The organism is Shewanella sp. YLB-07 (assembly GCF_009377275.1).
This window is the reverse complement of record NZ_VOQB01000006.1, coordinates 290921-317551: the sequence shown is the minus strand read 5'-3', so window position 1 is coordinate 317551 and position 26631 is coordinate 290921. Positions and strand designations below refer to the sequence as shown.

Here is a 26631-nt window from a genome sequence, read left to right as displayed (position 1 = left end):
CTCATCATATCATCCCACTCCTGATAAACTTTTTCAGGATTAGTACTATTTTCTCTTCATTTTTTTTATAAGCCTATCGGTTTCCATATCGTTGAAAACCGACACTGTATCCATGGGTTCAGGCGTGGTTAATTTATAGGCAGAACGGGTGTTTGCGTGCTTATATTGAAGCAACATTTTCTCAACGATGATAGATTGAATTCTCGATTTATCTTTTCCTAGTCTATCCGAAATGAAGTCGGCAAGAGTTCCAATGGTCACGAAATGCTCTTTCTGGCTAACTTCCTCGCCCACATAATTTTTCTCGCTAGCATTCACGCCACTTTTAACCTGAATAACGATATCCTTTTCTTCCTCTGATAATTTTTTCAGAAGGTCATCCACTAATTGGATATAATCACGTGATGTTGCACTCAGCGGGACCTTGAGAATTTTGGGATATGCCCCAGTATTTTTATCCTGTAACTTTAGGTAACTAGAAGAGATGAGCTCTTCCTGATTGAGGCTATTAAAAAACAGCATGTCCTTTGTGAGGTCCATATCTTCCGAGGATGCAATAAATGCAGGGTCAAACTGCACTTTATCATTTAACATGGTCAATTGTTCTATTGGACGGCCTATGATTTTTTTAGTTAGGTGAGCCTTGACAGGTCTAGCTGACAAAGTAGAACTTGATGCACCAAGTCCAATATAGAGGGCGCTTCCATCACCGATCTCTGACGTAGCATCCTCTGCCATAGATATTAGATCATATTGAGAATCTGCAACATTGTGATCCATCATTATCACTTTGTTGAAGCCCTTATCTGCGCTATAGTCAACCGCTGCCTTACGCGTAGCGCCGAAACCAACCTGTCCTGACGGGTATTCCCAGCTGACTAAACCAATGCCTTTCTTACGTAATATCTCTCCCATTGTTACCTCATATAAATTAACTTCAGACTTATGTACAAAGAGATAAACAGGTCTCGAATCACTTTGGTTATACCAATACAGTTTCTCTAGGCCTCTATCGTTTTTAAACTCTTTCGGCATACCGACTGATGCTACTATTAATGGTGTTCCGGCTTGCTTATTTGGGGATATTTTCATGATGCATTTTGTAAGAGCTTCAGGTTGCTTACTTCTAGTTCGATCCGCTATTGTGCTCGTATTCGAATCATGTACCTGACGGCCATAGTACACATCTTCTAACTTATCGCTGTTATATTCATTTGCTAAAAGCTTATCAACAATAGCAGGATCATACTTCAGGCCTCCGGTGTTGTTACTTGTGACATAGCGATAACTGAAGCGTACACTCGCCTCTGGAGGTATAACACGAACATCGACGTTTTTTCCCTCTACATAGTTTTGCCAGTCTCGTTGAAACTCACTCCACTTTTTATTAACCACCTTGGGTTTATCAGCACTTTGTGCAGCCTGAGAATCCATTACATTTTGACTACGGTAATATTCAGGGTCCTCGGGAACGGTCACTTCACCACGTTTACGATTAACGAATGCCTCGTGTTGCATCTCCTTTTTACCTTGTTCATATTCAGCATCACTCATTCGGGAGGTGGACGCCGAACCAGGCGCTTTAATGACCTTTCGCTCACCATCTTTAGTCACTAACCCGATCGGCTGTGGCACTGACTGGAAACTGGTATCCCACCCCTTATCTCTTGGCATTGATTATTCCCTTTATTAACAATAAATTAACGAAAGTTAAATGTGTCCGCTCGCAAATAGCGCAAACAACATGCCAATTAGGTAAGCTTTTGATTTCATGACTGACACAAAAAACGAAAACTTGAGCTGGGCAAAAAATGGCCCAGACTCGAGCAAGATCTTGCCCAGTTGGGCAATAAATGGCCTGAAATTAAGGCAGATGCTTGAACCTAGTCGTAAAAAAGAAAGGAGTTGTGACCAATGTGTAACTTATTTAAGCTGCGGCAATTGGGCGCAATTTTTAACCTAGTGGTACTAGAGCGTTACAGAGGAGCGTGGTGATAAAGCATTCTTTTAGTCAGATAATTCTCTTAAGCTGCCATCCCGGGAGCGAGGCTCGAGATGCCCAGGATCCAGCTCATCATTGTCAACGCATTCTTAAGAGGGCAGTAGGTTTGCCGCAACTTGCGCTTTGCCAAAAAATGCCTGGTCGCCTCCGCAGCCCGAGAGTTCCTTTGCCAAGACATCATTGGCCAAGCTCTTCACCTCCGCAGGTTTGGTTTTTCCAGCATTTTTATTGGTTTGGTCGCTGGCCCTTTTAAAGACACGAAACGGGCCATGACCCGGGATTCCGGGTTCACTTACACTGAATTCATTGGTCGTCGCTGCCTTTCCGGACGGTATTTTAGTGGCTACATCTAGCCATGTCTTTATTTGTTTATAGGATCGACCATGATAACCGGTGATCTGATTGAACCAGGCTTCCTCTGGGCTCTCCTCGGCGAGTCCTCTCACTTTATTATTGAAGCGTTGTGCATAGCATTTCCGTAGATCTTCAGTTTCCTGCATCGTCCCGATGCATTGGTTTTCCGGGAGCTCTCCAGATGTATTCCCACCTCGTGTGTAGCTGACTAGCTTGCTGTCGAAACTTGCTGCATAGTCTTGAAGGTGAATACTCGGACCGACCTTCATGTCCAATACAATCCCACGTTGCGTGCCACCCAGGTATGACTTGGTAAGATCAACCATATTGAATATATGTTCTATTAAGGGTCTTTCCTCTTTAGGTATTGCTTCAAGCCAACGCTGTAGTATCGAGCGCGCATCACCGAGGTGCACCTTGGGATTGTCCGCGCCTACTTCCGTATCGTCGGCGGCAAGGATATTACTCAGAGAGATGACCCTTGCATCGCCCATTTCTAACCCCAAAGTGACTTCGGTATGCTCAGAGGCACCAGCGAAGGGATGAGTGTAGATATTGACCTTGTGGCCCAGAGTTCTCCAGGAGTAAATGTTGAATTTTTCCAGGGCCCCCAAAGGATTACTGCCCAACCAAACGTAATTTATGCTCAATTGCCGACCTCCCTTTGAGACTGGGATGTGCATTTTGGCCTGCTTACCCGGTGGCTTAGGCTTAGATACGTCCTTAGCGCGTACAGCCTCACTGGATGCCGCCTGTGTGGCCTGCGAATCAATGACATTTTGATTACGGTAATATTCTGGCTTGTCAGGAACGGCCACTTCAGCACGTTTGCGATTAACGAATGCCTTGCGTTCCATCTCCTTTTGGCCTTGTTCAAACTCTGCATCACTCATTCGGGAAGTGGACGCTGGTTCAAGCGCTTTAACGGTCTTTCGCTCGCCATCTTTAGTCACTAACCCGATCGGCTGTGGCACTGACTGGAAACTGGTATCCGAACCCTTATCTCTTGGCATTGATTATTCCTTTATTAACAATAAATTAACGAAAGTTAAATATGGCCGCTCGCTGATATCGCAAACAACATGCCAACTAGGTAAGCTTTTGATTTTATAACTGACACAAAAAATGAACACTTGAGCTGGGCAAAAAATGGCCCAGACTCGAGCAAGATCTTGCCCAGTTGGGCAATAAATGGCCTGACATTAAGACAGATGCTCGAACCTAGTCGTAAAAAAGAAAGGAGTTGTGACCAATGTGTACTTATTTAAGCAGTGAGCGGCTTCGACAATTGGGCGCAATCTTTAACCTATTGGTATACCACTCAAGATTATCAAAACTCATTAAATAGGACTTAAATGAGAAATCAGTTTAAAGGTGGGGTCGTGAGAAGATGGAAGCCAGAAAAGTCTGGCTTCCATCTATTTTTTGGCTGCAGCCTAGTGTTGCTTAAGGGTTACAGAGGAGCCTGGTTAAATGACAATCCTTGAGTCGACATCCCGGGAGCGAGGCACGAGATGCCCGGGATCCAGCTCTGCTTAAGAGGCGTGGATCCCGTACAAGTTCGTTGCTCACTTTACGGAATGACCTGTTTTAAGCGAGTATTTCATTTCACGAATGACCCGCTTTAAAATGATCAGAGGCTCATTCTACGCTCGAAGCTGGAGATGTCTTCCTAAGCTCACCCAAGCGTGCCTGGGCCAGACCTAATACCGAATCTGCTGGATGCTCATCCTGCTGGTTCGACTTAGTGTCTAGATTAATTCCGGACTCGATGCCTGTCAGCAACTCGATGGCCTGACTGACATGGTCAATGGCCCAGATATTAAATTTGCCTTTCTTGACCGCCTCGACAATATCACTACGCAGCATCAGATTCTGCACGTTGGTCTTAGGAATGATCACCCCTTGAGTGTTAGTGCGTCCCATGATGGTACAGACATCGAAGAAGCCTTCAATCTTCTCGTTAACGCCGCCGATTGGCTGGGCTTCACCGAACTGATTCATCGAGCCTGTGATGGCCACATCTTGTCTGATTGCCTGATTAGAAAACGAAGACACTATGGCACACAGTTCGGCCATGGTGGCGCTATCACCATCGACACCACCGTAAGATTGCTCGAAGGTGATATGGGTGGTGAGGGGGATCTTGGCGGTCTTACCCAGCAAGGACGCCAGGTAGGCCGATAGGATCATCACGCCCTTGGAGTGTAAGCTACCGCCTAAGTCCACTTTTCTTTCTATGTCGAACACCCTGCCTTCACCGAAGGCTGTGGTTGCCGTGATGCGGTTCGGTGCACCGAACTGATGATCGGAGGTCGCGATAACAGACAGTGCATTGACCTGTCCGACGACATGATCTTCAGTGCTGATAAGTGTGGTGCCTGTGATGAAACTTTCCATCACATTGTCTTTGAGTCGGCATACGCGCATCTCATGATTGTGCAGGGCCTGTTCGACATGGCTGGCGCGGATCATGTTGGCATTGACGGCGCGAGCGCAGTAATTAGACTCTCGTAGCAGGTTGGCAATGTCGGCTGAGTGCAGGGAGAGTTTGTTCTGATCGTCGGCCTGACGAGAACTGAATTCTATGATGCGTTTTATGGCATTGCGATCACAATGCAGCATCTTGTTGCCATGGACGATACTGGAGATAAACTTGGCGTATAGGGCCTCAGATTTTTCGGTACGTGGCATCACATCTTCAAAATCTGCGGTCACCCTAAACAGTTCACTGAATTCGGGATCATAGTGCTGCAGTAACTGATAAGTCTGATAATCACCGAATAAGATGATTTTTACATCCAGAGGAATAGCCTCAGGATCCAATGAGATGGTGCCAGATAGGGTGACTTCACGTTCGAGGGAGCTAAGGCTGAGTTTGCGTGATCGAAGGGCACGTTTAAGACCGTCCCACACATAGGGTTGTTCCAATACCTTGGCCGCATCTATCATCAGCACGCCGCCGTTGGCCTTGTGCAGACTGCCGGAGCGGATCAGTGAGAAGTCGGAAAAAATGGTGCCCTTGAAGGTCGCATTCTCAATATAACCGAAGATGGAGTGATAGTTGGGCGACTCCTCGACTATGATCGGCATCTTACCGTCATCCTGATTGACCAGCACATTGACCTGATAGCGGCGGGGCATCTTTTTGTCTAAAGAAGCATAAGAAAGTGCCAGCTGCTCCTCATTGTCTTCGAGAAACAGATCTAAATTGTCAAGAATGTCCTTATGCATAGCCCCAAGATAGCTTTTAACGGCCGGAATGCCGCTGTATTTCTCCTTGAGCTTGGTCATCAGGTGGCTGAGAACATCCTGAGCCACCTGCTCATCTTGCTTCTGTTGCTTATCAGAGTATTCCTCTTCCCACACAGTAAATTGACGGATTATGACTCTGAGCTTAGATTCGAGTTCGACGATAGAGGTTTCTAAGACATCTTGCTGTTTCTTGCTGAGTGCCTTAAATGTCTCGTCGGTATGGGCTTCCTCACCGTTCATGGCCACGAGCTCATAACTGCCCTGGGCCGTGATGGTTAGGCTGATACTCGTGTCTTTGGCTTCCTTAGTGAGGCCTGTAAGTGCAGATTCCTGTCTGTTCGACAGCTGACTCTTGAGTTTCTCGGCGCTGGAGTAATACATCTCATTGTCGAACGCCAAAGGCAAGGATTTGGTTAGCTTGATGATGAACTTCTCGACATCTTTCTTGAACTCGATACCCGAGCCAGCTGACATCTTCAGCACTTTAGGCACACGGGCTTCATCGAAGTTAATTACATAACACCAGTCATGGAGACTATGACCGCGGCCGTTGGGCTCATAACGATCGAGATAACGCATCACCATGGTGCGCTTACCCAGACCATTACGGCCGATGGCGTAGATGTTATAGCCCTTGTCTGGCATGGACATGGCAAACTCGACGGCCTGTTGGGCGCGTTCCTGTCCGACAATTTCATCCAGGGGAGTTAAGTGTTTAGTAGATTTACAATCGGCCTCCAGGCCTGATAGCTCTGAACTGCGGTAAAGCTGGTCACTGCTTAGAGGGGATAACGGAGATATTGGCATAGGCAACCTCGTATATGACTCTTGATGATTTCAGTGTAGGCATGAAGATTTAAAAATTCAGTAGTTAATTTCGGCAGTTAGCGTTTTTTAGCCAATAAAGCGTTCAAGCGCTTAAATTATAGTCAGACAGTGGATTTAAACGTCTAAAACTTACTCAAGAAAGAGGAAAAGCTATCAGTCAAAAGGCTGAAACTTGTTTATAGGGATATGTTTATGGGGCCTGTCACCTTCTTGAGGCGCTAACTGGGTAAAGAAAATCTGAGATAAAAAAAGCGAGGGACAAGCCCCCCGCCATTAACTCACTAAAACTAAAAACTCATATTTATTAAATGTAGTTTAAGGATGAATTTACCCATTCACTTCCTTAGCTCTTGCTTTGAAGCGATACACCAGCAAATAGAGCACGGGTAAGATAACCAGAGTCAGCAGGGTCGATGACACTATGCCGCCTATCACTACGGTTGCCAGCGGGCGCTGCACCTCGGCGCCGGTACCGACATTAAGGGCCATGGGCACAAATCCAAGACTCGCGACTAAGGCTGTCATCAATACCGGCCGCAGTCGCTGACTCGCGCCTTGTTTAATGGCCTCAAAAAGCGCCAGTCCTTGTACCCTAAGCTCCTTGATGAAGCTCAACATTACCACGCCATTGAGCACGGCTATGCCTGAGAGGGCGATAAAGCCCACCGCCGCCGAGATAGACAGAGGCATATCCCTGAGCACCAGAGCCAGTACGCCTCCGGTCAGTGCCAGCGGCACGCCGCTGAAGATGATCATCGAATCTCTGATTGAGCCAAAGGCGCTGTATAACAGACCGAAGATGAGCAGCAAGGTCAGTGGCACGATTATCATCAAGCGATCGGACGCCGATTCGAGCTGCTCGAAGGTGCCACCATACTCGCTCCAGTAACCACTGGGTAGATTAAGCTCATCACCCATGAGACGCTTAGTGTCCTTAATGAAAGAGCCCAAGTCTCGTCCCTCGACATTGGCTGTCACCACCACATGACGCTTGCCGCTCTGACGATTGATCTGATTAGGGCCGACCTTGAACTTAATGTCGGCGACTTCACCCAGAGGCACATAGCTAAGATCCGGATTGAGATCTAGGGGCAGCGCAATAGGTAAGTTTTCCAGTGCCCTCAGATCTTGGCTGATGTTGCCATCCATACGCACTATGAGTTTAAACCGTCTGTCTCCTTCATAGATAAGGCCAACTTGCACGCCGGACACCGCGACCTGCAGCGCTTGCTGCACATCGACTATGGTGAGACCCAGCAGGGCTAAGTGGTCCCTGTTTGGCTCGATAGAGAGGGTTGGCAGGCCTGACATCTGCTCGACACGGACATCCTTGGCGCCATCGAGTTGCTGAAACAAGCTCAGGGCGCGATCGCCGGCCTGTTTGAGGATATCGAGATCGTCACCGTAGATCCTCAGGGCTACATCGGCGCGCACGCCGGCAATCAGCTCGTTGAAGCGCATCTCGATAGGCTGGGTAAATTCATAGTTATTCCCCGGTACCTGCTCGATATGATGACGCAGCTCATCGATGAACGCCTCCTTGGTCTTACTGGGGTTGGCCCATTCGGATCTGGGTTTGATGATCAAGATGGTATCGGCAACACTTGGCGGCATAGGATCTGTGGCGACTTCAGGTGTGCCAATTTTCGAAAACACCCGCTCCACCTCATCGAGCTCACCGATGATCAGCTCAAGCTTCTTCTGCATCTCGATAGATTGCTCGAGACCTGTGCCGGTAATGCGCATAGCATGAAGGGCAATGTCCCCTTCATCCAGCTTAGGCAAAAACTCAGAGCCTAAGCGGGTCAGCTGATAAGAGGTGACCGCCATCAAGCCTATTGCAGCAAGGACTATGATGGCCGGGCGCTTGAGGGAGAAGAACAACACGGGCTCATAGACACTACGGGCCTTAGACATGAGCCAGTTCTCTTTCTCATTGACCTTGCCTTTGACGAATATCGCGATGGCGGCCGGTACGAAGGTGACCGAGAAGATAAGCGCACCAATCAGTGCAGCTACAACAGTGAAGGCCATGGGGTGGAACATCTTACCTTCGACGCCGCTAAGGGCGAAGATGGGCAGATAAACCAGCATGATGATCAGCACACCAAACACGGCAGGGCGGAACACCTCCTTGGTTGCGTCGAACACCACCTCCATCCTCTCTTCGAGAGAGAGCAGGCGACCGTATGTTTTCTGAGCCATGCCGAGACGACGCAGGGCGTTCTCGACGATGATCACCGCGCCATCGACTATGATGCCAAAATCGATGGCGCCCAGACTCATCAGATTACCGGATACGCGGTTAGTCGTCATGCCTGTGATGGCGAACAACATACTCAGCGGGATCACTAAGGCGGCAATCAGCGCGGCGCGAAAGTTACCCAGCAGGGCAAACAGGACGATGATCACCAGCACGGCACCCTCGAACAGGTTCTTCTGCACCGTGGCTATGGCCTTATCGACCAGACCTGTTCTGTCATACACAGCCTCGGCGATAATGCCTTGGGGTAAGCTGGCATTGATGAGTTTGAGTCTGTCACCGACCTCTTTGGCGACCACGCGGCTGTTTTCCCCCATAAGCATGAAGGCAGTACCCAGTACAGTTTCCTGACCATCTTGTGTGGCGGCGCCGGTTCTGAGCTGTTTACCGTAGAAGACCTCGGCCACATCGTCGATACGCACCGGCGCATCGTCACGCTTGGTGATCACGACTTTGCGGATCTGTTCGAGATCTTTAAGTTGTCCGGGTGAGCGGACTAACCATTGCTCGCCGTTTCTCTCTATATAACCTGCGCCCGCGTTGCGGTTGTTGCGCTCCAGGGCGGTGATCACATCATCGATGGTGATCTTAAAGGCCAACATTTTGCCGGGATCCGGCGCGACCTGATATTCACGCTCGAAGCCGCCCAAGCTATTGATTTCGGTGACTCCAGCCACTTTTACCAACTGAGGGCGAATTATCCAGTCCTGAATGGTACGCAGATCTTCGGCGTTATAGGGCGTGCCGTCTTCCTTCGTTGCGCCGTCTTGAGCACGAATGGAGTAGGTGAACACCTCTCCAAGACCACTGCTCACCGGGCCGAGAGCCGGCTTGGCCTCCAGGGGAAGCTCGCCGCGTATGCCTTGCAGGCGCTCGGAGATCTGTTGCCTGGCCCAGTAGATGTCAGTACCTTCATCGAAGATCACCGTTACCTGAGACAGGCCATAGCGTGAGATGGAACGGGTATACTCCAGGCTAGGAATACCCGCCATGGCGTTTTCTATCACATAGGTCAGACGTTGTTCAGACTCAAGTGGTGAGTAGCCAGGTACGGCCGTATTTATCTGCACCTGGACATTGGTGATGTCGGGCACCGCATCGATAGGTAATTTTAAGGTGTTGTAGACACCCAGCAGGGCGATGAGCAGGGTCATCGCCAGTACCAATAACCGTCGCTTTAAGGCGAAGGAGATGATTGTATCCATGATTATCTTCTCCTAGTGTACGTGTTTAGCGGCATCTTTCATGATGTCCGCCTTCAATAAGTAGCTGTTCTCGGTGACATACTCGACGTCACTATCCAGACCCGCCAACACCTCGACATACACGCCATCGCTTTCACCTAAACTCAGCATGCGCACCTCGAAGGTATTGCCATGTTTGACGAAGACGGCGGGCTTATCCATGAAGTTCTGCAGGGCATCGACACGCACAGCCAGAGGAACCTGCTTGATGCGGGTCTCTATGTCAGCCTGAATGTGCATACCCGGACGCCAATGGCCGTGACGGTTATCGATAACCGCACGCACCCGAGCGATATGACCACCCGTCATCGTCGGGGCGATATAACTGATGGTGCTGCTGGCAGATGCACTGGAGTGTGCGTCGTTTGCGTTACTCTCAGCGCCATGAGCATTGCCATGGTCATCACCTATGGTGACCCTCTGACCCAGAGCTAGCTTGCCTATGCTCTTAGGAAAGGCTGACAGGTCGATCCACACACTGGATAGGTCGCTGATGCGGATTAACGCGCGGTTATAGGTGTTGTCGCCCAGACTCAATAGCTGCTCGGTGACCTGACCATTAGCCGGGCTCTTGACCGCATAAGATTGCAAGGTGCTGGAGTTGCGCACTGTGGCGATGACTTGGCCCTTTACCACTGAGTCGCCGATACTGACGTGTAGCTGCTCAATCACGCCAGAATAGGGGGCATTAACGCTAAACTGTTTGTCGGCAATCGGCGCGACGATACCAAACAGGGTGTCGATGAAGGTGAGTTGTGTCGCCTTGGCAAGCTGAGTCTGTACGCCAGATAGCTTGAGCAAGCGGTCATTGATCTCGGTGCGGCCCATGAAGTTGTCGTAATGCCAATCGAAGCTTTTACCGTTAAAATCGGCATTAACCTCGACCTCGAATGAGTGAGGCTCGGCCACACTGACCTCGCTGACCAGATAATCATCTTCGGCGATGAAACTGACCTTGTCGGTTTTACCACCGAGACGTTTGAGTAAGATCTCGAGCTGTACATCACCGGGCGCGACTGGCTCCCCCTTATGGTAACCATAGACCCGCATTTCAGGCGGAATACCCGATTCGACCATAGTGATCTCGATGGCGAATGCTCCGCTTTGGAGTAATCTGCCTCCGTGTGGGCCTTCGGGAGCATGCTCCTCTTTTTCTTTCTCTTCATGGCCGTGATCGCTACTGGCCCAGGCTGAGTGAGTCGGCAGCAGACTCGATAAGCTAAATACCGATAAGGTGATGGCCGCAGCCATGAGTGCCGATGAAAGATGATTGAGTTTAAATTTCATTATCTGTGTTCCTGTGCCACTAATGGCTTGATGTTATCGAGAGTGGCGGTCATAGATTGCCCTGTGATGCGCTCGAGTTCGAGTCTGCCTTGATAGACGCCGACTTTGGCCTCGATAAGCTCGCGTTGAAGGCTAAACAGCTCAGATTGAGCATCGGCCAGCAATAGCACATTGGCTTGACCTGCCTGGTAGGCAGTCTGTGTGTCTTTGAGCAGGCGATTGGCTAAGGGAAGCAGACGCTGCTGAAGTCGTTTCGCCTGTTTGGCGTTATTGACCATGGTCAGATGGATCTCAAGTAAGGACAGCCTGAGTTGACTCCGGGCCAGCCTCTGTTGCTCCATCGCCATCTCTTCCTTAGCGCGGGCAGCCATGATGTTGCCCTGATTCGGGTTCGATAACGCAATGGGCATAGAGAAGTTAAACATCAAGGCGCCGTCGTCGAAACCGTCATAGCTACGGACCCCTAATCCTAAGGTGATGTCAGATTGCGCCTTCGACTCCTCCATGCGCCGTTTGGCATACATGACCCGCTCGATACTGAGCAGTTGCAGGTATTGAGGCGCCGTCTCCATGGCATTGAGCACACTCGCAGCCGTAGGAAAGGCGTGTAATGGGACAAGCTCACCGGCGACCAGAGCAAAATGTGCTTCACTTGACCACATGGAGGCTAGACCGAGTCTGGCAAGCTGAGCCTCACCGTCGAGACCATATTGAATCGCTTCTGAGCGTGATAGACGCAGGGCCATCTTGCTCACGTCAGCCTGAGTGACAGCGCCTGCCTTGGCCCGTGACTCTATCGCGCTTAAGGCTTCTTGCTCGACGAGAATACGCTTGGCATTCCAATCTTGTAGGGCCTGAAGACGCAGAACTTGATAATATCTTTGGGTTGTTTCAGCCAATATATCCAAACGTAACAGCTCATACTCGCTGAGCCTTTGACGTTCTTCGGCTTGAGCGAAATCGATTCGATGCTGGCGTTTATCACCAAGTTCGATGATTTGGCTTAAGCCTAAGGTGATTTCGGCGTTATCGACTCCCTGCATTTCGCCTGTACCCAGAATGTTTTCGACTTCCACCGAAAACTCAGGATTAGGGGTGAGCCCAGCCTGTAGAGTGAGGGCTTCATTGATCCTAAGCTCATAGGGATAGCGTTGCAGTTGGGGGTTGTGTAATAAGGTTTGTTCGAGCACCCAAGGCAGAGTAATTTCTCCTTGGGCTTGGTTTAAATCTGTTTGCGCCAGGCCTTGGTGTGAAAATAGGCCTGCAAACAGTGAAAACGCACACAGACTCACAGTGACTAGGCCACGACGGCAGGCCACGAGAGTGATCTCTTGGTATCTCTTCACGAGAGTGAACTCCAGTTATCTCAGCCAACGTAGCGCTATCGCTAGCAATACAAGCTGAGGTGACTTAAGTCTTCGTTTCATTCCGGGGGCCACAAGGCACTTAGCCTGTTGAGACATAGCGATATGCCCCTTAAGGATGAATTTCTGACTTATAAATAAGGTGAAATTATATTTCTAATATTGAAAGGAGTTCAGGCGTGGGGAGGCGGAATAGGCGGTGCGTAACTTCTATTTTGGTAGCTGACAATAAAAGGGCTTTCACCTTGGACCCGATTGAAATCGGAGACGAAGTTGTATTCTATGGGGGGATGGCAAGAGGTGTGATAATCGCCATCTTGATCTGATTGGTCACTGGCCGCTCTCGTATGGGAACAAGCATGACCCGGAAGGTGACAGCAAGATTCTTGTTGCTCGATAGGCAGACTAGACACTGCGGCGGCACTTTGATCATTGTGATGAATATCAGATGCCACGCAGGTAGGGAATAATTGAGACACGAAAACCACCAGTAAGAGTACCAGTGTCAACTTAGATTGTAGGATCTGGGTTGAGGTTTTCATATCGAACAAGTATCTCTTCCTATTTTTAGCGAATAAACAAAAGGCATAGAGCAGCCGAATTAAGGCGGTATTAAAGCAGACAAAGATTTTAATATCTAGCGGCTAATCATTAAAAAAGACCGATTAAGCGTAATTAATCATGTTTGCGTGATGCAGGTCTAAAAACTAAATCAAATTGATGAATTAGCATACATCAATATTTAGTTGACGAGACTAACATTATTGAATTAAATCTGTGCAGTTAATATGCAATAAGTCAAGTGTAAACAAAGGTTAAGCTAGGGTACTTGCGGCCGATAAAGACGAGTAAGCTTACAAAAATGAAATGGTCTAATTACTTAGAAATATCGATTCTATCCTTAACTGTGTTATCAGAATGTGGTATTTGTTTGTATTGGGGTAACACCTGCACCTGCACAGAGAGTGGCTAGCGGTGTCGACGCGTTTTTCCAATAGATGTTTTAGCAGATCATGATAAGACCTGACCGTCAGCTAAATAAAAGTGAAATGGCATGATGAGAGCAAGGTGCCAAACGAGTAGACAGGGGATGGATAAATTGACCGAGATAAAAGCGCCCGATCTGTTATCGTTTCTATCGAATAACAGTCCTATGCTACAGCTGATGATAGACACCTTGCCAGTGCCTATCTTCTATAAAGATGTTGCCGGGGTTTATCTTGGTTGTAATAAGGCCTTCGAAGATTTTATCAAACTCACTAGGGAGCAGATGATAGGTCGCAGCGTTTACGAGCTGTTCGACAAAGAGCTAGCCGATGTTTACCAGCAAGCCGATCATGCCTTGTTCGATGAACCTGGCATTCAAGTCTATGAGAAACAAATTCGTTCCACAGAAGGTGACGAGTTGTTCGTTAAATTCCATAAGACCAGTTTTTTTGATCAGGATAACCAGGTTGCCGGCCTTATCGGGGTGATTTTTGACATCACCGAGCAAAAAAGGCTCGAAGCCGTATTAACTAAGCAAGCCAGCTTCGACGATCTCACCGGACTCTTTAATCGCCGTGAAGGACTGAAGCAGGGAGAGGTGATACATAAGATAGCCTCTCGCGGAGAGGGTCATTTAGCTGTGCTGATGTTAGATCTCGATCATTTTAAGCAAGTGAACGATAAACATGGTCATCAGGTAGGCGACCGCGCACTGCAGTTCGTTGCAAAAATCCTCAGAGATAACAGTCGTATGTCTGATGTGCTGATCCGCTATGGCGGCGAAGAGTTTATGATCATCATATCGGGGAGTAGCGAAGATGGTGCTGCGGCATTGGCCGAGTATTACCGGGTAAGTTTAGCCAACAGCCCCATGTTATTAGATGATGGAAAACCGCTTAGATTAACCGTTAGCATCGGCCTGTCTTACTTCCGCCATCAATCTTTAGGTCAATTGATCCATGAAGCGGATACCGCCCTATATGAAGCAAAACGTAGAAACAGAAATACTGTGTGTAGCTTCTAGTTTTTTACCTCCTGCCTATTTTAATCTCTTACGATAATACCCTGTTAGCTCTTGAGGAATGGTTAGCCTAAAGATCCCGAAAGTTGCTCGCTCAAAATGTTAGCAAATATACTAGCGGATCGCTTAGTGATCCTGTTTTGTGCCTGTAGCATGCCGACAACTCTGGGGGTGATGGCCGAACTCAAGTCAAATGACTGCAGCGGTTCTGTGCTTGATAGCGCCGCGAATGAACTCGGCAGTATGGTAAAGGAGCGACTGTTACGTACAAATGCCAGAATACGAATGATGGAGTTGAGCTCAGTGATGTTATTGACCGGGATATTATGCTCGAGAAAGTATTTATTCACTATCCTGCGGGTTTCGAAATGATTAGGTAGCAGTATGGCCTTAAGATCGTGTGCTTCACTGTTTAACAGACGTTTAGCCGAATCTGCATGGGACAGTGAACAGATGAGGCTCCATTTTTCTTTGAACAGCTCGGTAAAGGCCAGATTCTTGTAAACGGGTCCATGGGCGAAACCAATGCCGATATCCAGCTCTCCTTGTTCCACCTTAGTGGTGATCTCATCATTAGACAGCTCCTCTATGCAAAGGGAGACATTGGGACACATACTGTCGAAGGCCAGAGCCAGCTCTTGAGCATATAAGGCATTAACGGACTGGATCACCCCGACTCGCAGCGTTCCCGCCACACCTGATTTTATTTCGGCTACCGCATCTTTCATTCTATCTACGTCATTCAAAATATGGGTTATCGATGCCAGAACCAGGCTACCGGCTTCGGAAATTTCGACGCGTCTGCCCACTCGGTTAAATAATTTAGTACCGAGTTCATCTTCCAACTGTTTGATCTGATTCGACAGTGCCGGCTGTGAGATACACAAGGCGTCGGCGGCCTGATGAAAATGCTGTAGCTCAGCAACCACCTTGAAATAACGAAAATGTCTGAGTTCCATTCACGGCCTATTGATAGTTTTTAGTTATCAATATGGTAATAATTAAAAGTTATTTCTGCAATCTATTATCTGCGAGGATGCTTCCAACGAAACAAGAGTCACACCAGACTAAGGAAATATCTATGACAACTAAAAAATTCAGCTCAGCAGATTTCGGTGAAACCAAGTCGAGTTTAAAAGCGCATCTGCCGCAAGTATTAGCCCATAAAGCGGTTGAGAATGACGATGTCAGCAACACTTTTTCTAAAGAGCGTAAGCATCCGGTGCATATCGTCAACTTGCCGAGTAACTCTATCAGCATGACCATCGGCGGTTTGTTGCCAGGTGATAGATCTAATCGCCACCGCCACAGCTATGAAACCTTGGCTTATATCCTCGAAGGAGAAGGTTACTCCATGATTGAAGATCAAAAAATCGAATGGCAGGCCGGTGATGTCATCTATATCCCTAACTGGGCCTGGCATCACCATGTGAATACCAACTCAACCTCCCCGGCTAAATACCTGGCCTGTGAAAATGCGCCCATGTTACAGAACCTTGGCCAACTGGCTATCAGAGAGGAAGCATGATGAATAGAACTCTCGAACTGACCGGGATCATAGGTTATCCCATCACCCCATTCTCAAACGTCACAGGCAAGGTTAATATTTTGCAGCTGCAAAGCATCATAGATGGATTAATCTCGTCGGGTTCGAGTGCCATTGCAGCATTGGGCAGTGCCGGAGAAGGGGCGTATCTGGATACTGCCGAATGGGAAGAAACGGCGTTAGCCACCATACATCATGTGGCGGATCGGGTGCCCGTCATCATAGGCATTTCTGAGCTGACCACGTCCGATGCCGTCGCTCGGGCAGTATTTGCCGATAAGGCGGGGGCGAAAACCGTCATGGTATCGCCTATGTCGTATTACAAGCTGAGTGAAGATGAGATATTTGATCATTACCAGGCCATATCGGATGCGATTTCGGTGCCTATCATGGTCTATAACAATCCGTCGACCAGTGGCATAGACATGTCGCCGGAATTTATGTGCAAGATGGTTAACAGCATAACTAATGTCACCATGGTTAAGGAAAGCAGTGGTGACATTCGCAGGATGCATCAACTCCATATGCTCTCTAATGGCACGCTACCGTTTTATAATGGCTGTAACTATCTTGCCCTAGAGGCGATTAATGCCGGGGCCAAAGGCTGGTGCAGTGCGGCACCGATACTAATAGGCGATCTGCCTAAGCAATTGTTCGACAGCATCAAGAGTGGCGACAATGACATGGCAAGAAAGCTCTTCTACCAACAGATCACTTTTCTGGAGTTTATCGTTAAGCAAGGCTTGGCCGCGAGTATCAAAGTTGGCTTGAAACTTCAGGGAACCGATGTGGGGTCGCCTAGATTACCGCTAAAGGACTTACCGGCGAGAGAACATGAGGTCTTAAGAAGAATTCTGGTAGACCTAAATCGATTCAATTAATTCATCGCAATGATGAATTAATTGTCTATAAAATAAGATATCAACTATTAATCGACAATGCATAGCCATATGGAGCCATCAAACTAATTGATGGCTTTGAATTTGTAATGCCTTAGGGCTTCATTAGTGGAGATAATTAGCCATGCAAGCCGATCTGTTATCGACAGCTAAACTCAAAATAATCAAACAACTGCAACAGCCGGATAAGCCTAAATCTTTGCGCTATGGTACGGGCCTGTCACCATGGGTATTTCTGGTCGCATCTGAATCCTTATGGCGACATGGTGAGTTATGTGGCGTGGTCGATGATGGCTGTTGTCAGAATGCCTGCGGCCAGGCTTGTGTGTCATATATGGATCAAGACAGAAAGTGGAGTAAAGTAAAACACAGGCGCTAAAGACAAGATGATGACGGTCTCTTATCTGTAATAGAAGCGTGAGATAAGAATGAAAATCATCAATAAAATGTTAGAGTAAATGCGCTAAATCAAAGAGGTTTTAACTATTCTACAGAGGCGATTTACCTGCTTTATACTCCCATGTTACCCTCGTCTGCGACTGATACATTTAGCTTAGAATCAGAGCTAAAACAGACCTCAAATACAAGCAGACCACAAATGACAGTAATGTACACAAGCTTCGCAGAAGGCACACGTTCAGAAACCGACCTATTAGGCTCTAAAGAGATCCCCAATGATGCTTACTACGGCATTCATACCCTAAGAGCGATAGAAAACTTTAACATTAGTAATGAGAAGATTGGCGATTGTGTCGAATTTGTCCGTGGCATGGTCAAAACCAAGAAAGCGGCGGCCATGGCCAATGCCGAACTCGGCACCATACCCAGTGACATCGCCGAGTCCATTATCAAGGCCTGTGACACCTTGCTGGCTACCGATGAGTATTACGCGCAATTTCCGGTAGATGCTTTTCAGGGCGGTGCGGGTACATCGGTCAACATGAACACCAATGAGGTCCTTGCCAATATTGCCCTGGAGCAACTTGGTCAGGCTAAAGGTGCCTACAGTCATATCAATCCCAACGATCATGTAAACAAGAGTCAAAGCACCAATGATGCGTATCCGACGGGGTTTCGGGTTGCTCTGTTTGAGCGCACCAACACAGTGCTTGAAGTGTTATCTCTACTGATCGATACCTTCCTCGCTAAGTCAGAAGAGTTTAGTGATGTGTTGAAGATGGGTCGTACTCAACTGCAAGACGCAGTACCCATGACCTTAGGGCAGGAGTTTCGCGCTTTTGGCATCACCCTTAAAGAAGAGATCAAAAGCATCAGGCGTTGTCAGGAGCTATTGCTAGAGATTAACTTAGGTGCGACGGCGATTGGTACCGGGCTCAACACCCCCGATGGATACTCGGCTTTGGCCATCGCTAAACTCGCCGAGATCACAGGTCATGCTTTTGTGCCCGCCGAAGACTTAGTCGAAGCAACATCAGACTGTGGCGCCTATGTAATGCTATCGAGCGCATTGAAGCGCTTCGCAATTAAGCTGTCTAAGATCTGTAACGATTTACGCTTGTTGTCATCGGGACCGCGTACCGGTTTTAATGAGATAAACTTGCCAGAGATGCAGGCGGGTTCGTCCATCATGCCGGCTAAAGTGAACCCTGTGATCCCGGAAGTGGTTAATCAGGTGGCCTTCAAGGTCTGTGGCAATGATCTGACCATCACAATGGCTGCAGAAGCGGGGCAGTTACAGCTGAACGTCATGGAGCCAGTGATAGGCCAATGTCTGTTCGAATCTCTGTCACTGCTGGAAAATGCCTGTTTATCTCTGAACGACAAGTGTATTAAAGGCATCACGGCAAATCGTGAAGTCTGTCAGGAATTTGTGCTTAACTCTATCGGTATCATTACCTACCTTAACCCTTTCATCGGTCATCATGAAGGCGACATCATAGGAAAAATTTGCGCTAAAACGGGTAAGAATGTCCGTGAAGTCGTCTTGGAAAGAGGTCTACTCAGCGAAGAACAAATCGATGAAATATTTTCAATCGAGAACCTGATGAATCCTAAATACAAGGCTCAACGTTTCACTAAATAACGCTAGAGTCTTTTATTTACGTGACTTTGGTTGGTTGTAGTCGATAAAAATTCCATCAATATTTTTGATGGGATTTTTTGTTGGTTGTCAGACTTGTTCCCACTAGGGACGCTCATGATCCCCATAACATGGCGTTGTTTCGTCCTGCTGATTTTGCCTGGTAGAGCGCTTGATCTGCATGCAGGAGTAATTCATCTACTGAGGTACACTCAAATTGAGTCGTGACTGCCGCGCCAAGGCTGATAGTCAAGTGGGAAGATACCGAGGACCCTGGGTGTGAGATGGCCAGATGTCTCACCGCGAGAAGTAGCCTGCTCATCATACTTTGCACATGAGAGATGTCTGTGTTGATTAATATGATCGCAAACTCTTCACCTCCGTATCTGGCGACCATATCATCATTACGGACCAGGTGTTGTGATAACGTGGTCGCCACCTGCTGAATCGCAGCATCTCCAGCTTGATGACCCAGGTTATCGTTATAGTGTTTAAAAAAATCGATATCAACCATCACTATGGCCAGAGGAAGTGCATTGCGCTGAGTCAGAGACCAGCTTAACGATAGGTGGTTCTCAAAAGCCCGTCTGTTAGCTATCCCAGTCAGCGCATCTTTAAGCGCTAAAACTTCAAGATCTTCTTTTTGCTGGTTAACAATATTAACGAGTTGGTTGAAACTGGTGATCAGTTTTTGAATCTCTAAAATATTAGACTCCCCTTTTAATGGGGTAAGTTCACCACGATATATCATGTTAACAATATTAGTGATGCCTATTGTTATTGGTCTAATAAACATTAAATTAACAATCCATTGAAGTATAAACGGTATCGTTATGAGCACTACTAATATGATCTGCAGCGTGTGATTAAAAAAAGGCGGGGGATCATTATTTATATGTCTTATATTCAATATGATTATTGCTTTTCCGGTGATATCTTTTATCACCCTCTGCCTGGTAAGGCTAAAGGCGGCATCGCCTATTGGTGCCGATATATCTGGAATGTGATCGATGTTTTGCTGTGCATTTATGTCTCCCTGAGTGATGCTCAGTTGAGAAAAATCCGCTAGTTGATGTATAAGTGACAGCCTGACTTTACGGATAAACAAGAGCATGCCGACCTGTTGACCGGAACGATCTGACTGCCTGAGTTGGCTTGAGGCAAACATAACCGGACCATAATTGGTGCTAATAAACCCCATTTTTTGCGGAACTGCGTCAGTTTGAGAGGACGTAGGATAGGTTATATTGACGATTTCAGCTGTCACCACATCCAAGGGTTCAACACTCAGGGCACGCTTTTCGACATAATCAAACCCGCGATCCCACTGTATTTTTTTGTTTTTCCCGACAAAAATAGCACCGTCAATTTTCAATGAGGTGAAGGTATCGTCCAGGAAGTTCTCAGTAATGAATGCACGGGTGGGGTATTGGATGAATTCATAGCTTTCATCCCAAACAGCATAGTCATAATTACTGATCGCCAGCTGTTGTAATTGTTGGTCGATCATGATGTCTACCGCGTGTAATTCCCGTGTTTGTAACATGACTATTCGTTGAAGTATTTGTGGGTACTCAAAATAGTAGCGATATCCGATGAGGAGCGCAGAGAATATGCACATCAGACAAATAGAATAAATAAACGAAAATCGTCGAAGAGTCATCAGTATTGAGCAAGTGTGATAGCCTAGTCCTAAGCATAGCCAATAGACAGGGCTAGAGGTACTTTGCTAATTTTTTATGGGCTCCATTTATAAGCTTTTAGTACAAGTATCATAGTTATCTGGTGTACAAAAATTCAAAGGAGTATGGATGACTTCCTCATATCTTTGTTTTTTCACAATTTTAAGAAGTGTTAAAATTGCTTGTCTGCCCATTTCATAGGGGCTTTGACCAACATTTGCATGAGCAAGATGGTCACGTAACATGACTAACTGAGAGGGAGACGCGTCAGACATAACAATTACCAGCTCCTTCCTATTAAGTTTCCCTTTGTACGGAACCATCATTTTACGATAGAGGGCTTCATCATTCTGAGACCAACCACCAACAGCAATAAAGGAGTCTGCCTGTATTGGCCTTCCTTTCAGCACTGACTCCATCTGTTTAACTGCCCGAGTAAGCTGGTCAAAATTAAAAAAAGGTTCTCGAACTTCAGTCCATCCATGATCGTTTATGAGTAATTTTCCTGGAGGCCTTGCATATCTTTTTCCTGAAAGTGCGCTACGTATGCCCATCATTCTCAGGTTCAAATTTGGAGAATCTGGTCGTCCGGATTGAATAATAAGTGTTCCTCCATTGGGCCGTAATGTTTTTAATTGTTCTCCTAAAGCCATACCAAGCTCAAAATTGTTTGTTCCTATATACGCTAAACGTAAATTCTTATACTTTTCCAGGGTAAGATCGTTAAAATCAGAGTCATAGGTAATAACAGGAATTCCTGCTTGTTTAGCTTTTTGTAGGCTGTTTTCTGCGAGAAATTTGGATTGTGTAACGGCTACTGCGATACCATCTATACCTTCATCGATCAGTTGCTCTATAATCTTGTCTTGTATTCTTACACTTGCTTTTTCAGGCCCAAGATAAACGCATTCTACTCCTTCTATTTGGCTGGCAGCGTCTTTACAACCCTTTTTACTTTGATCAAAAAAAACACCATAAAACTTTGGAACAACAGCAAACCTAAGGTCTTTTGCACTCGCTGAAAATAATGGCAAGATGGTTAATACGATAAACATTATGAGTAATCTCGCCACACTTCCTCCTAAAAATAATGAGACTGTTAGTTCAGTTTCAATTTCAAAACTGTAGAGCGCGGTGCTCACCAGTGAGTCATGCTTAAGCTGGCTGGTTCTGTTGCAAAGCGCGTAGATTCAGCAAAGCTCCTCTTTTATTTTAGGCCAGCTACCTCATAAAACGATGTCGATATAGACATTTTACTATGAAATTATAATTAGGCCAGTAAGTAACTAGTCAACTAACTTGGCTGGTTGACGGCGTGAAAAATTAACCTCCTTGAAGCGCCAGCCTGCCGCTATAGTCTAGTTTACTGACAAGAGTCGGCTATCCATGGAAAACTCGAGTTCTACTTTGGTATTCATTATGTTATCGAAAGCGGGATGGTCGACATTGAGCAGAAAATTACGTTCACGGGTCATGATGCTTGAAGGGATGCACAGAGCCAGACTGCTCTGACTGCTTAACCATTCATCCCCAAGATCGGCGGGGTATCCGCCGGCGCAGGATCTTCCTGCCAGTTATGGGGTAGGGAGTCATGGTCCAGTAACATGATATCTTTTTCATCCAGCTCGATGGCAAATAGCGAGTAATGATTGATTTGCCTGGTATTATCTAAGTGAACCAATATCTCTAAGATAGCCAAAGACTCGGAGCCCGCCAGATAAGCACAAGACTGGCCGCGGCTATTCCAGCGTCCGCCATAGAGTCTGGCAATCTCACCGTCGAAGGTATTGTCGGCCCATTTCTTCTTTACGATGCGGTAAGCGGTGATCATGCAAACAAAGGACTCGAGTGACTCGAGCTAAGATTTGGGTAAACTTCTCAAGACAAAGATTGAATATTGAAGACAAACTAATTAGGATCACTGCCATCTGATTTTGACCAAGACTCACGCGAATGACCCAAGAACTGTTTACCGAGCTGCCTATCTCTGATCCTGAGACTCCTTTTTCTGAGAACTCTAGCAAGGATCTGTATTTTATCTTCGATTCTCATTGTCCATGGAGCTACGGGGCCACACCTTTGGTCAACGCACTTCATGAAGCTTACCCTGAGATGAATATCCACCTGCTGCATAGCGCACATTACAATGGCACAGACAGCGCGGGCGAAGAGCAGATGGAAGAAGTGGCGAAACTTACTGGGCTTAAGTTTGGCAGAGATCACATTCGTTACGTTAACAGCCCTAAGAGTTCGCTCAAAACGGCAAACTTGATGGGATGGATGCAGAGCAAGCAGCCTAAGAAAGTATTGGCAGTGCTCAATGCTTTACAAAGGGCGCACTTCATCGAAGGTAACCCGCTAGATACTAAGCATGACTTCAATGACGTGGTTGAAAAGTTCAAGTTGTCGCCCTCAAATAAAGTCTTCAAAGATGAATTGAGCAGCGAAGCCGAATACGTATTATCGGATATCGCCGAGATCCAGGAGATGATAGGCACGAAATCATTCCCTGCACTGGTCATCACTATCGGTGATCATGGTATCTTTGTCGATCACTCTAAGTACCTGAGCAATCCACAAGGTGTGGTTACAGCGGTAGAGGAAGAGATCGCCGCGCTTAAATAGCAGCCTGTGATGACCATACTCTCGAGTCTGGAATAAATCACGATTTAAGAGAAAACCACGGTAAATACCGTGGTTTTTTATGAGTGTACATTGTGCGTTTTTTACACGCCGGCCTGAAAATCATCCAGTTTTGTTACAAAATCGTTCATCCTTTCTACGAATAGTCAGGTTCGCTTGCCATGATCTGTTAGAATACCGCGCATAATAATTTTAATAAGCAACTTATTAGGGATCCATGAAAGAATTTATCATTATTGGCGCAGGGCAGTCTGGACTGTCTATGGCATATAATTTATCGAAAAATAATAAAGATTACCTAATTTTAGACGCCAATGAGCACATTGGTGCGCCTTGGTTAAAACGCTGGGATTCGTTAAAGTTGTTTACCCCTACAGAATATAACCATCTTCCGGGGATGTTATTTCCATTTCCTAAAGGGTATTACCCCAATAAATATGAAGTGGCAGACTATTTAAAAAGTTATGTTGAAAAATTTTCTATACCCATTGAATTTAATCAAAGAATCACCTCAGTCAAAAAAGTTAATGGTATTTTTGAAATAATCAGTGCAACGGGTCGTTATCAGGCCAAACAGATCATTATTGCCACGGGTCCCTTCCATACGCCATACACCCCCCCTTGCCACGCCGATATCGCTGATAATATTATTCAATTACACAGTGAACACTACAAAAACCCCGAACAGCTGCAAGATGGCGACTGTTTAGTCGTCGGAGCCGGAGATTCAGGGGTACAAATTTTATCAGAAATTGCAGAGACTGGACGTACCGTGCATTTCTCTGGAACCGATAAAATCACGGCGATACCACAATCATTCTTAGGCAAAACCTTATGGTGGTGGTTCACAAAAATAGGCTTTTTATCGGTGACACGTTTTAGCAAAATTGGTCAATGGTTGAGTAAAGGTGTGCAACCGGTTATAGGTACCGACGTGAAGACACTGCTGGCCAAAAAGAATGTGATCCATATGGGGAGAACATTATCGGCCGACCAGACAAGTATAAAGTTTCAAAAAGGCAGCATCAGCAGTATCAAAAATATTATCTGGGCGACAGGGTTTAAACCCAACTTTTTCTGGATTGAAAATATCACTTTTGATGAGATGAACTACCCAAGTAATTATCGTGGGATCAGTGATGATGTCGATGGATTGTACTTTATTGGACTTCCTTGGTTATATACCCGAGGCTCAGCAACCTTAGGTGGGGTGTGGAGAGATGCAGAATATTTGATGATGCGTATCCTGAAAAACCAGAAAGATGATCGCGACCTTGTCACCGAAGCCTCACCATATCGACCAAATACTCCATGTGTTGTTGATGCCGTTGTTGAAGGTGTAAGAAAAGAGGTTGCAACGCTGAAATAGTGCCTATTAGCATAGTTTCAACATCGAGGCAGCTGTTAACATCGGCTGCTTTTTATATTGAGTTGTCCAACAAGGTTTGTTTGCCCTTAACATTGAACCTAATATCAAATCTGGTCCCCTGATTAAACTTACTGCTGACTTCTATCGAGCCTTTTAACCCTTGTAAAACCTGATTGTAGATGACGTGTGCGCCTAGGCCGACCCTGCCACAGTTGCGGCTAGTGGTATAGAAAGGATTGAATATTTTCTGTTTCTGCTCATCAGTTAATCCTATGCCGTTGTCCCGATATATTAAGTGAACCTCGTTATCACAGCATTCTATTGAGATATTGATAAGCCCTTTGCTAATGGCGTCCTTTGAACTGTCATCATTGCCGTCAAAGTTAAATGCGTGATGGACTGAATTGAGAATAAGATTTCTGATTATTTTCGATAGCGTACAAGGCTTACTCATTATGACTAAATTGGGGTCGCAATCTAAGATGACGCTATAGCGCTGATCTTTAACCGAATCATTGATTGAAAAAATTATCCCATCGAGATATTCCTTAACCTTAAACTCTCTCATTTTCACATCTGAAGGCTCTACGGCAACGAGTTTGAAACTGCTGACCAGCAAGGCTGCCCGGCGCAGATTTGAGGTGAGTAACTCGCAAGTCTGCTCAGTGGTGTCGATAAAGCTTTCCAGCTCTTCAGATGACAGCTCATTAGCCTTATAGGCTCGACTGATCCTTTGGACATTTTGCTCAAGAAAAGAGGTTGAGGTGACGCCGACACCTATGGGGGTATTGATCTCGTGGGCAACGCCTGCAACTAACTCACCAAGGGATGCCATTTTCTCCCGCTGGATCAGTTGATCTTGGGTGGCTGTTAGCTCTATCAATGCGCGATTTAAATTCTGATTAGCATTTTCAAGATCCTGAGTTCTATCGAGCACGGTGGCTTCTAAATTGCGCTGATAGTGTTTCAGCTCTTTTAATATCACCAGACCTTCTAAGATTAAAAAAATGACGGCAACAAGGTATGCCATCAATCTGAGCAAGTGCCAGCCCCACCATGCAAGATCCCATAATGCCGATTGCTCAAACATGATCGCAGCGGCGCCAAATAACAAACAGTGCATGCTAAAGAGCAGGTCATTAATATTATTGGTTTTTTGGTTAGTTTTTATCAGTTTAAACGCAGCAATAAAGAATCCAATGCCGCCAACAATATTGAGCCCCATAGCGGCTAGAGTAAACTTCCCATCAATAACCATGATAGGAATTAACGGCGAATATACAAGGCTAAGTAGGCCAACTAAGATAGAAAGTGCCAGTGTTATCCAAGGTGCCTTGAAATTATTTGATAAGCCACCCTTAGTCAGTAAAAACGAGGAGAATAACAGGCCGCCAGCCAGAGTGGCTAAACTGTGTAGCCAAACAAATTGTTGGCCAACTTCGACGATTGCGTGAAACCCATCCAGTGTCCCCATGGCTATCATAGCGCAGGCAATTTCAATATTGTGGCTGGTTCCCCGGCCGCTTTTCTCAAAGACGATGAGTAAGAGCGCAAGAAATAGGGCGATAGCAGAGCCGAACATCTCGATAGATGAATGAGCCTCCGGCAGCGGCCAGACATAGAGTTCTAGAATTGTGTTGCTAATAATCAGTGCGGCAGCGTGAACAAATAGACTAATGCCTATGGTTAACCAAATAAACAGATGCGTTTTAGATTTATCCAATATCAAAACCAATTGCTATTAACTCATGCTTTGTCAGAAAGCCGATACCAAGCTTTATCAAGTTCACCGAGTAAATAAGAGTGACAGGTCTAGCTGAAAGTGTAGTTCAGAACCTTTGATAGT

19 protein-coding genes are annotated in these 26631 nt (G+C 46.4%); 7 read left to right on the top strand and 12 right to left on the bottom strand.

Going from position 1 to position 26631, the window contains the following annotated elements:
* Positions 1 to 45 precede the first annotated feature (45 nt).
* The 7 genes from FS373_RS15490 to FS373_RS15460 all read right to left on the bottom strand — a co-directional run bounded on the left by FS373_RS15490 (position 46) and on the right by FS373_RS15460 (position 13139).
* Positions 46 to 1674: a hypothetical protein gene (locus FS373_RS15490; protein ID WP_152829805.1), complete on the bottom strand. Its 1629-nt coding sequence runs from the start codon at positions 1672 to 1674 to the stop codon at positions 46 to 48.
* Between the two features lie 417 nt (positions 1675 to 2091).
* Complete coding sequence (locus FS373_RS15485; protein ID WP_152829804.1) at positions 2092 to 3369, bottom strand: hypothetical protein; 1278 nt, start codon at positions 3367 to 3369, stop codon at positions 2092 to 2094.
* A gap of 628 nt (positions 3370 to 3997) precedes the next feature.
* Positions 3998 to 6418 carry a Lon protease family protein gene (locus tag FS373_RS15480; RefSeq protein ID WP_152829803.1) on the bottom strand — a complete coding sequence of 807 codons (2421 nt, stop codon included), beginning with the start codon at positions 6416 to 6418 and terminating at the stop codon, positions 3998 to 4000.
* A gap of 348 nt (positions 6419 to 6766) precedes the next feature.
* On the bottom strand, positions 6767 to 9907 hold the full coding sequence (locus FS373_RS15475; RefSeq protein WP_152829802.1) for an efflux RND transporter permease subunit: 3141 nt from the start codon (positions 9905 to 9907) through the stop codon (positions 6767 to 6769).
* 12 nt (positions 9908 to 9919) lie between these two features.
* Entirely contained in the window at positions 9920 to 11233 is a 1314-nt protein-coding gene (locus tag FS373_RS15470; protein WP_227992818.1) for an efflux RND transporter periplasmic adaptor subunit, read from the bottom strand.
* Positions 11233 to 12579 carry a TolC family protein gene (locus tag FS373_RS15465; RefSeq protein WP_322619511.1) on the bottom strand — a complete coding sequence of 449 codons (1347 nt, stop codon included), beginning with the start codon at positions 12577 to 12579 and terminating at the stop codon, positions 11233 to 11235. The genes FS373_RS15470 and FS373_RS15465 overlap by 1 nt, the downstream gene beginning before the upstream one ends.
* 191 nt (positions 12580 to 12770) lie before the next feature.
* Positions 12771 to 13139: a hypothetical protein gene (locus FS373_RS15460; protein WP_227992817.1), complete on the bottom strand. Its 369-nt coding sequence runs from the start codon at positions 13137 to 13139 to the stop codon at positions 12771 to 12773.
* 548 nt (positions 13140 to 13687) lie between these two features.
* Here FS373_RS15460 and FS373_RS15455 point away from each other — a divergent pair.
* Positions 13688 to 14608 (top strand): GGDEF domain-containing protein, encoded by a 921-nt coding sequence (locus tag FS373_RS15455; RefSeq protein ID WP_144046580.1) that lies wholly within the window; start codon positions 13688 to 13690, stop codon positions 14606 to 14608.
* Between the two features lie 62 nt (positions 14609 to 14670).
* On the opposite strand, the gene FS373_RS15450 is transcribed toward FS373_RS15455, so the two are convergent.
* The gene (locus tag FS373_RS15450; protein WP_144046579.1) at positions 14671 to 15564 is read right to left on the bottom strand and encodes a LysR substrate-binding domain-containing protein; all 894 of its coding nucleotides are present in this window, start codon (positions 15562 to 15564) and stop codon (positions 14671 to 14673) included.
* A gap of 122 nt (positions 15565 to 15686) precedes the next feature.
* On the opposite strand from FS373_RS15450, the gene FS373_RS15445 reads away from it, so the two are divergent.
* From FS373_RS15445 to aspA, 4 genes are all read left to right on the top strand, one after another.
* The gene (locus FS373_RS15445) at positions 15687 to 16133 is read left to right on the top strand and encodes a cupin domain-containing protein (protein ID WP_144046578.1); all 447 of its coding nucleotides are present in this window, start codon (positions 15687 to 15689) and stop codon (positions 16131 to 16133) included.
* On the top strand, positions 16130 to 17032 hold the full coding sequence (locus tag FS373_RS15440; protein ID WP_227992816.1) for a dihydrodipicolinate synthase family protein: 903 nt from the start codon (positions 16130 to 16132) through the stop codon (positions 17030 to 17032). The genes FS373_RS15445 and FS373_RS15440 overlap by 4 nt, the downstream gene beginning before the upstream one ends.
* Before the next feature lie 142 nt (positions 17033 to 17174).
* The gene (locus tag FS373_RS15435; protein WP_144046577.1) at positions 17175 to 17429 is read left to right on the top strand and encodes a hypothetical protein; all 255 of its coding nucleotides are present in this window, start codon (positions 17175 to 17177) and stop codon (positions 17427 to 17429) included.
* 219 nt (positions 17430 to 17648) lie between these two features.
* Complete coding sequence (gene aspA, locus FS373_RS15430) at positions 17649 to 19094, top strand: aspartate ammonia-lyase (protein WP_152829800.1); 1446 nt, start codon at positions 17649 to 17651, stop codon at positions 19092 to 19094.
* Between the two features lie 112 nt (positions 19095 to 19206).
* Here the strand turns inward: aspA and FS373_RS15425 are convergent, their stop codons facing one another.
* The 3 genes from FS373_RS15425 to FS373_RS15415 all read right to left on the bottom strand — a co-directional run bounded on the left by FS373_RS15425 (position 19207) and on the right by FS373_RS15415 (position 22604).
* Entirely contained in the window at positions 19207 to 20637 is a 1431-nt protein-coding gene (locus FS373_RS15425; protein WP_194165861.1) for a diguanylate cyclase, read from the bottom strand.
* A 204-nt stretch (positions 20638 to 20841) separates the two neighbouring features.
* Positions 20842 to 21828, bottom strand: coding sequence for a substrate-binding domain-containing protein (locus FS373_RS15420; protein WP_144048963.1), 987 nt, complete (start codon positions 21826 to 21828; stop codon positions 20842 to 20844).
* A gap of 461 nt (positions 21829 to 22289) precedes the next feature.
* The gene (locus FS373_RS15415; RefSeq protein ID WP_227992815.1) at positions 22290 to 22604 is read right to left on the bottom strand and encodes an RES family NAD+ phosphorylase; all 315 of its coding nucleotides are present in this window, start codon (positions 22602 to 22604) and stop codon (positions 22290 to 22292) included.
* A gap of 122 nt (positions 22605 to 22726) precedes the next feature.
* On the opposite strand from FS373_RS15415, the gene FS373_RS15410 reads away from it, so the two are divergent.
* Together FS373_RS15410 and FS373_RS15405 are read left to right on the top strand one after the other, a co-directional pair.
* The gene (locus tag FS373_RS15410) at positions 22727 to 23398 is read left to right on the top strand and encodes a protein-disulfide isomerase (protein WP_144046574.1); all 672 of its coding nucleotides are present in this window, start codon (positions 22727 to 22729) and stop codon (positions 23396 to 23398) included.
* Positions 23399 to 23633: 235 nt separating this feature from the next.
* Positions 23634 to 24785, top strand: coding sequence for a flavin-containing monooxygenase (locus FS373_RS15405; protein WP_144046573.1), 1152 nt, complete (start codon positions 23634 to 23636; stop codon positions 24783 to 24785).
* A 52-nt stretch (positions 24786 to 24837) separates the two neighbouring features.
* Here the strand turns inward: FS373_RS15405 and FS373_RS15400 are convergent, their stop codons facing one another.
* Positions 24838 to 26508 (bottom strand): sensor histidine kinase, encoded by a 1671-nt coding sequence (locus FS373_RS15400; protein ID WP_152829798.1) that lies wholly within the window; start codon positions 26506 to 26508, stop codon positions 24838 to 24840.
* Positions 26509 to 26631 lie beyond the last annotated feature (123 nt).

What these genes read in the sequence shown, in the direction of transcription:
- FS373_RS15410 (WP_144046574.1), top strand. Translation starts at nt 22,727, where the DNA reads ATGACCCAAGAACTGTTTACCGAGCTGCCTATCTCTGATCCTGAGACT.
- FS373_RS15470 (WP_227992818.1), bottom strand. Translation starts at nt 11,233, where the DNA reads ATGAAATTTAAACTCAATCATCTTTCATCGGCACTCATGGCTGCGGCC.
- FS373_RS15450 (WP_144046579.1), bottom strand. Translation starts at nt 15,564, where the DNA reads ATGGAACTCAGACATTTTCGTTATTTCAAGGTGGTTGCTGAGCTACAG.
- FS373_RS15455 (WP_144046580.1), top strand. Translation starts at nt 13,688, where the DNA reads ATGGATAAATTGACCGAGATAAAAGCGCCCGATCTGTTATCGTTTCTA.
- FS373_RS15485 (WP_152829804.1), bottom strand. Translation starts at nt 3,369, where the DNA reads ATGCCAAGAGATAAGGGTTCGGATACCAGTTTCCAGTCAGTGCCACAG.
- FS373_RS15480 (WP_152829803.1), bottom strand. Translation starts at nt 6,418, where the DNA reads ATGCCAATATCTCCGTTATCCCCTCTAAGCAGTGACCAGCTTTACCGC.
- FS373_RS15475 (WP_152829802.1), bottom strand. Translation starts at nt 9,907, where the DNA reads ATGGATACAATCATCTCCTTCGCCTTAAAGCGACGGTTATTGGTACTG.
- FS373_RS15415 (WP_227992815.1), bottom strand. Translation starts at nt 22,604, where the DNA reads ATGATCACCGCTTACCGCATCGTAAAGAAGAAATGGGCCGACAATACC.
- FS373_RS15405 (WP_144046573.1), top strand. Translation starts at nt 23,634, where the DNA reads ATGAAAGAATTTATCATTATTGGCGCAGGGCAGTCTGGACTGTCTATG.
- FS373_RS15420 (WP_144048963.1), bottom strand. Translation starts at nt 21,828, where the DNA reads ATGTTTATCGTATTAACCATCTTGCCATTATTTTCAGCGAGTGCAAAA.
- FS373_RS15460 (WP_227992817.1), bottom strand. Translation starts at nt 13,139, where the DNA reads ATGAAAACCTCAACCCAGATCCTACAATCTAAGTTGACACTGGTACTC.
- FS373_RS15440 (WP_227992816.1), top strand. Translation starts at nt 16,130, where the DNA reads ATGATGAATAGAACTCTCGAACTGACCGGGATCATAGGTTATCCCATC.
- FS373_RS15490 (WP_152829805.1), bottom strand. Translation starts at nt 1,674, where the DNA reads ATGCCAAGAGATAAGGGGTGGGATACCAGTTTCCAGTCAGTGCCACAG.
- FS373_RS15425 (WP_194165861.1), bottom strand. Translation starts at nt 20,637, where the DNA reads ATGTTACAAACACGGGAATTACACGCGGTAGACATCATGATCGACCAA.
- FS373_RS15445 (WP_144046578.1), top strand. Translation starts at nt 15,687, where the DNA reads ATGACAACTAAAAAATTCAGCTCAGCAGATTTCGGTGAAACCAAGTCG.
- aspA (WP_152829800.1), top strand. Translation starts at nt 17,649, where the DNA reads ATGACAGTAATGTACACAAGCTTCGCAGAAGGCACACGTTCAGAAACC.
- FS373_RS15435 (WP_144046577.1), top strand. Translation starts at nt 17,175, where the DNA reads ATGCAAGCCGATCTGTTATCGACAGCTAAACTCAAAATAATCAAACAA.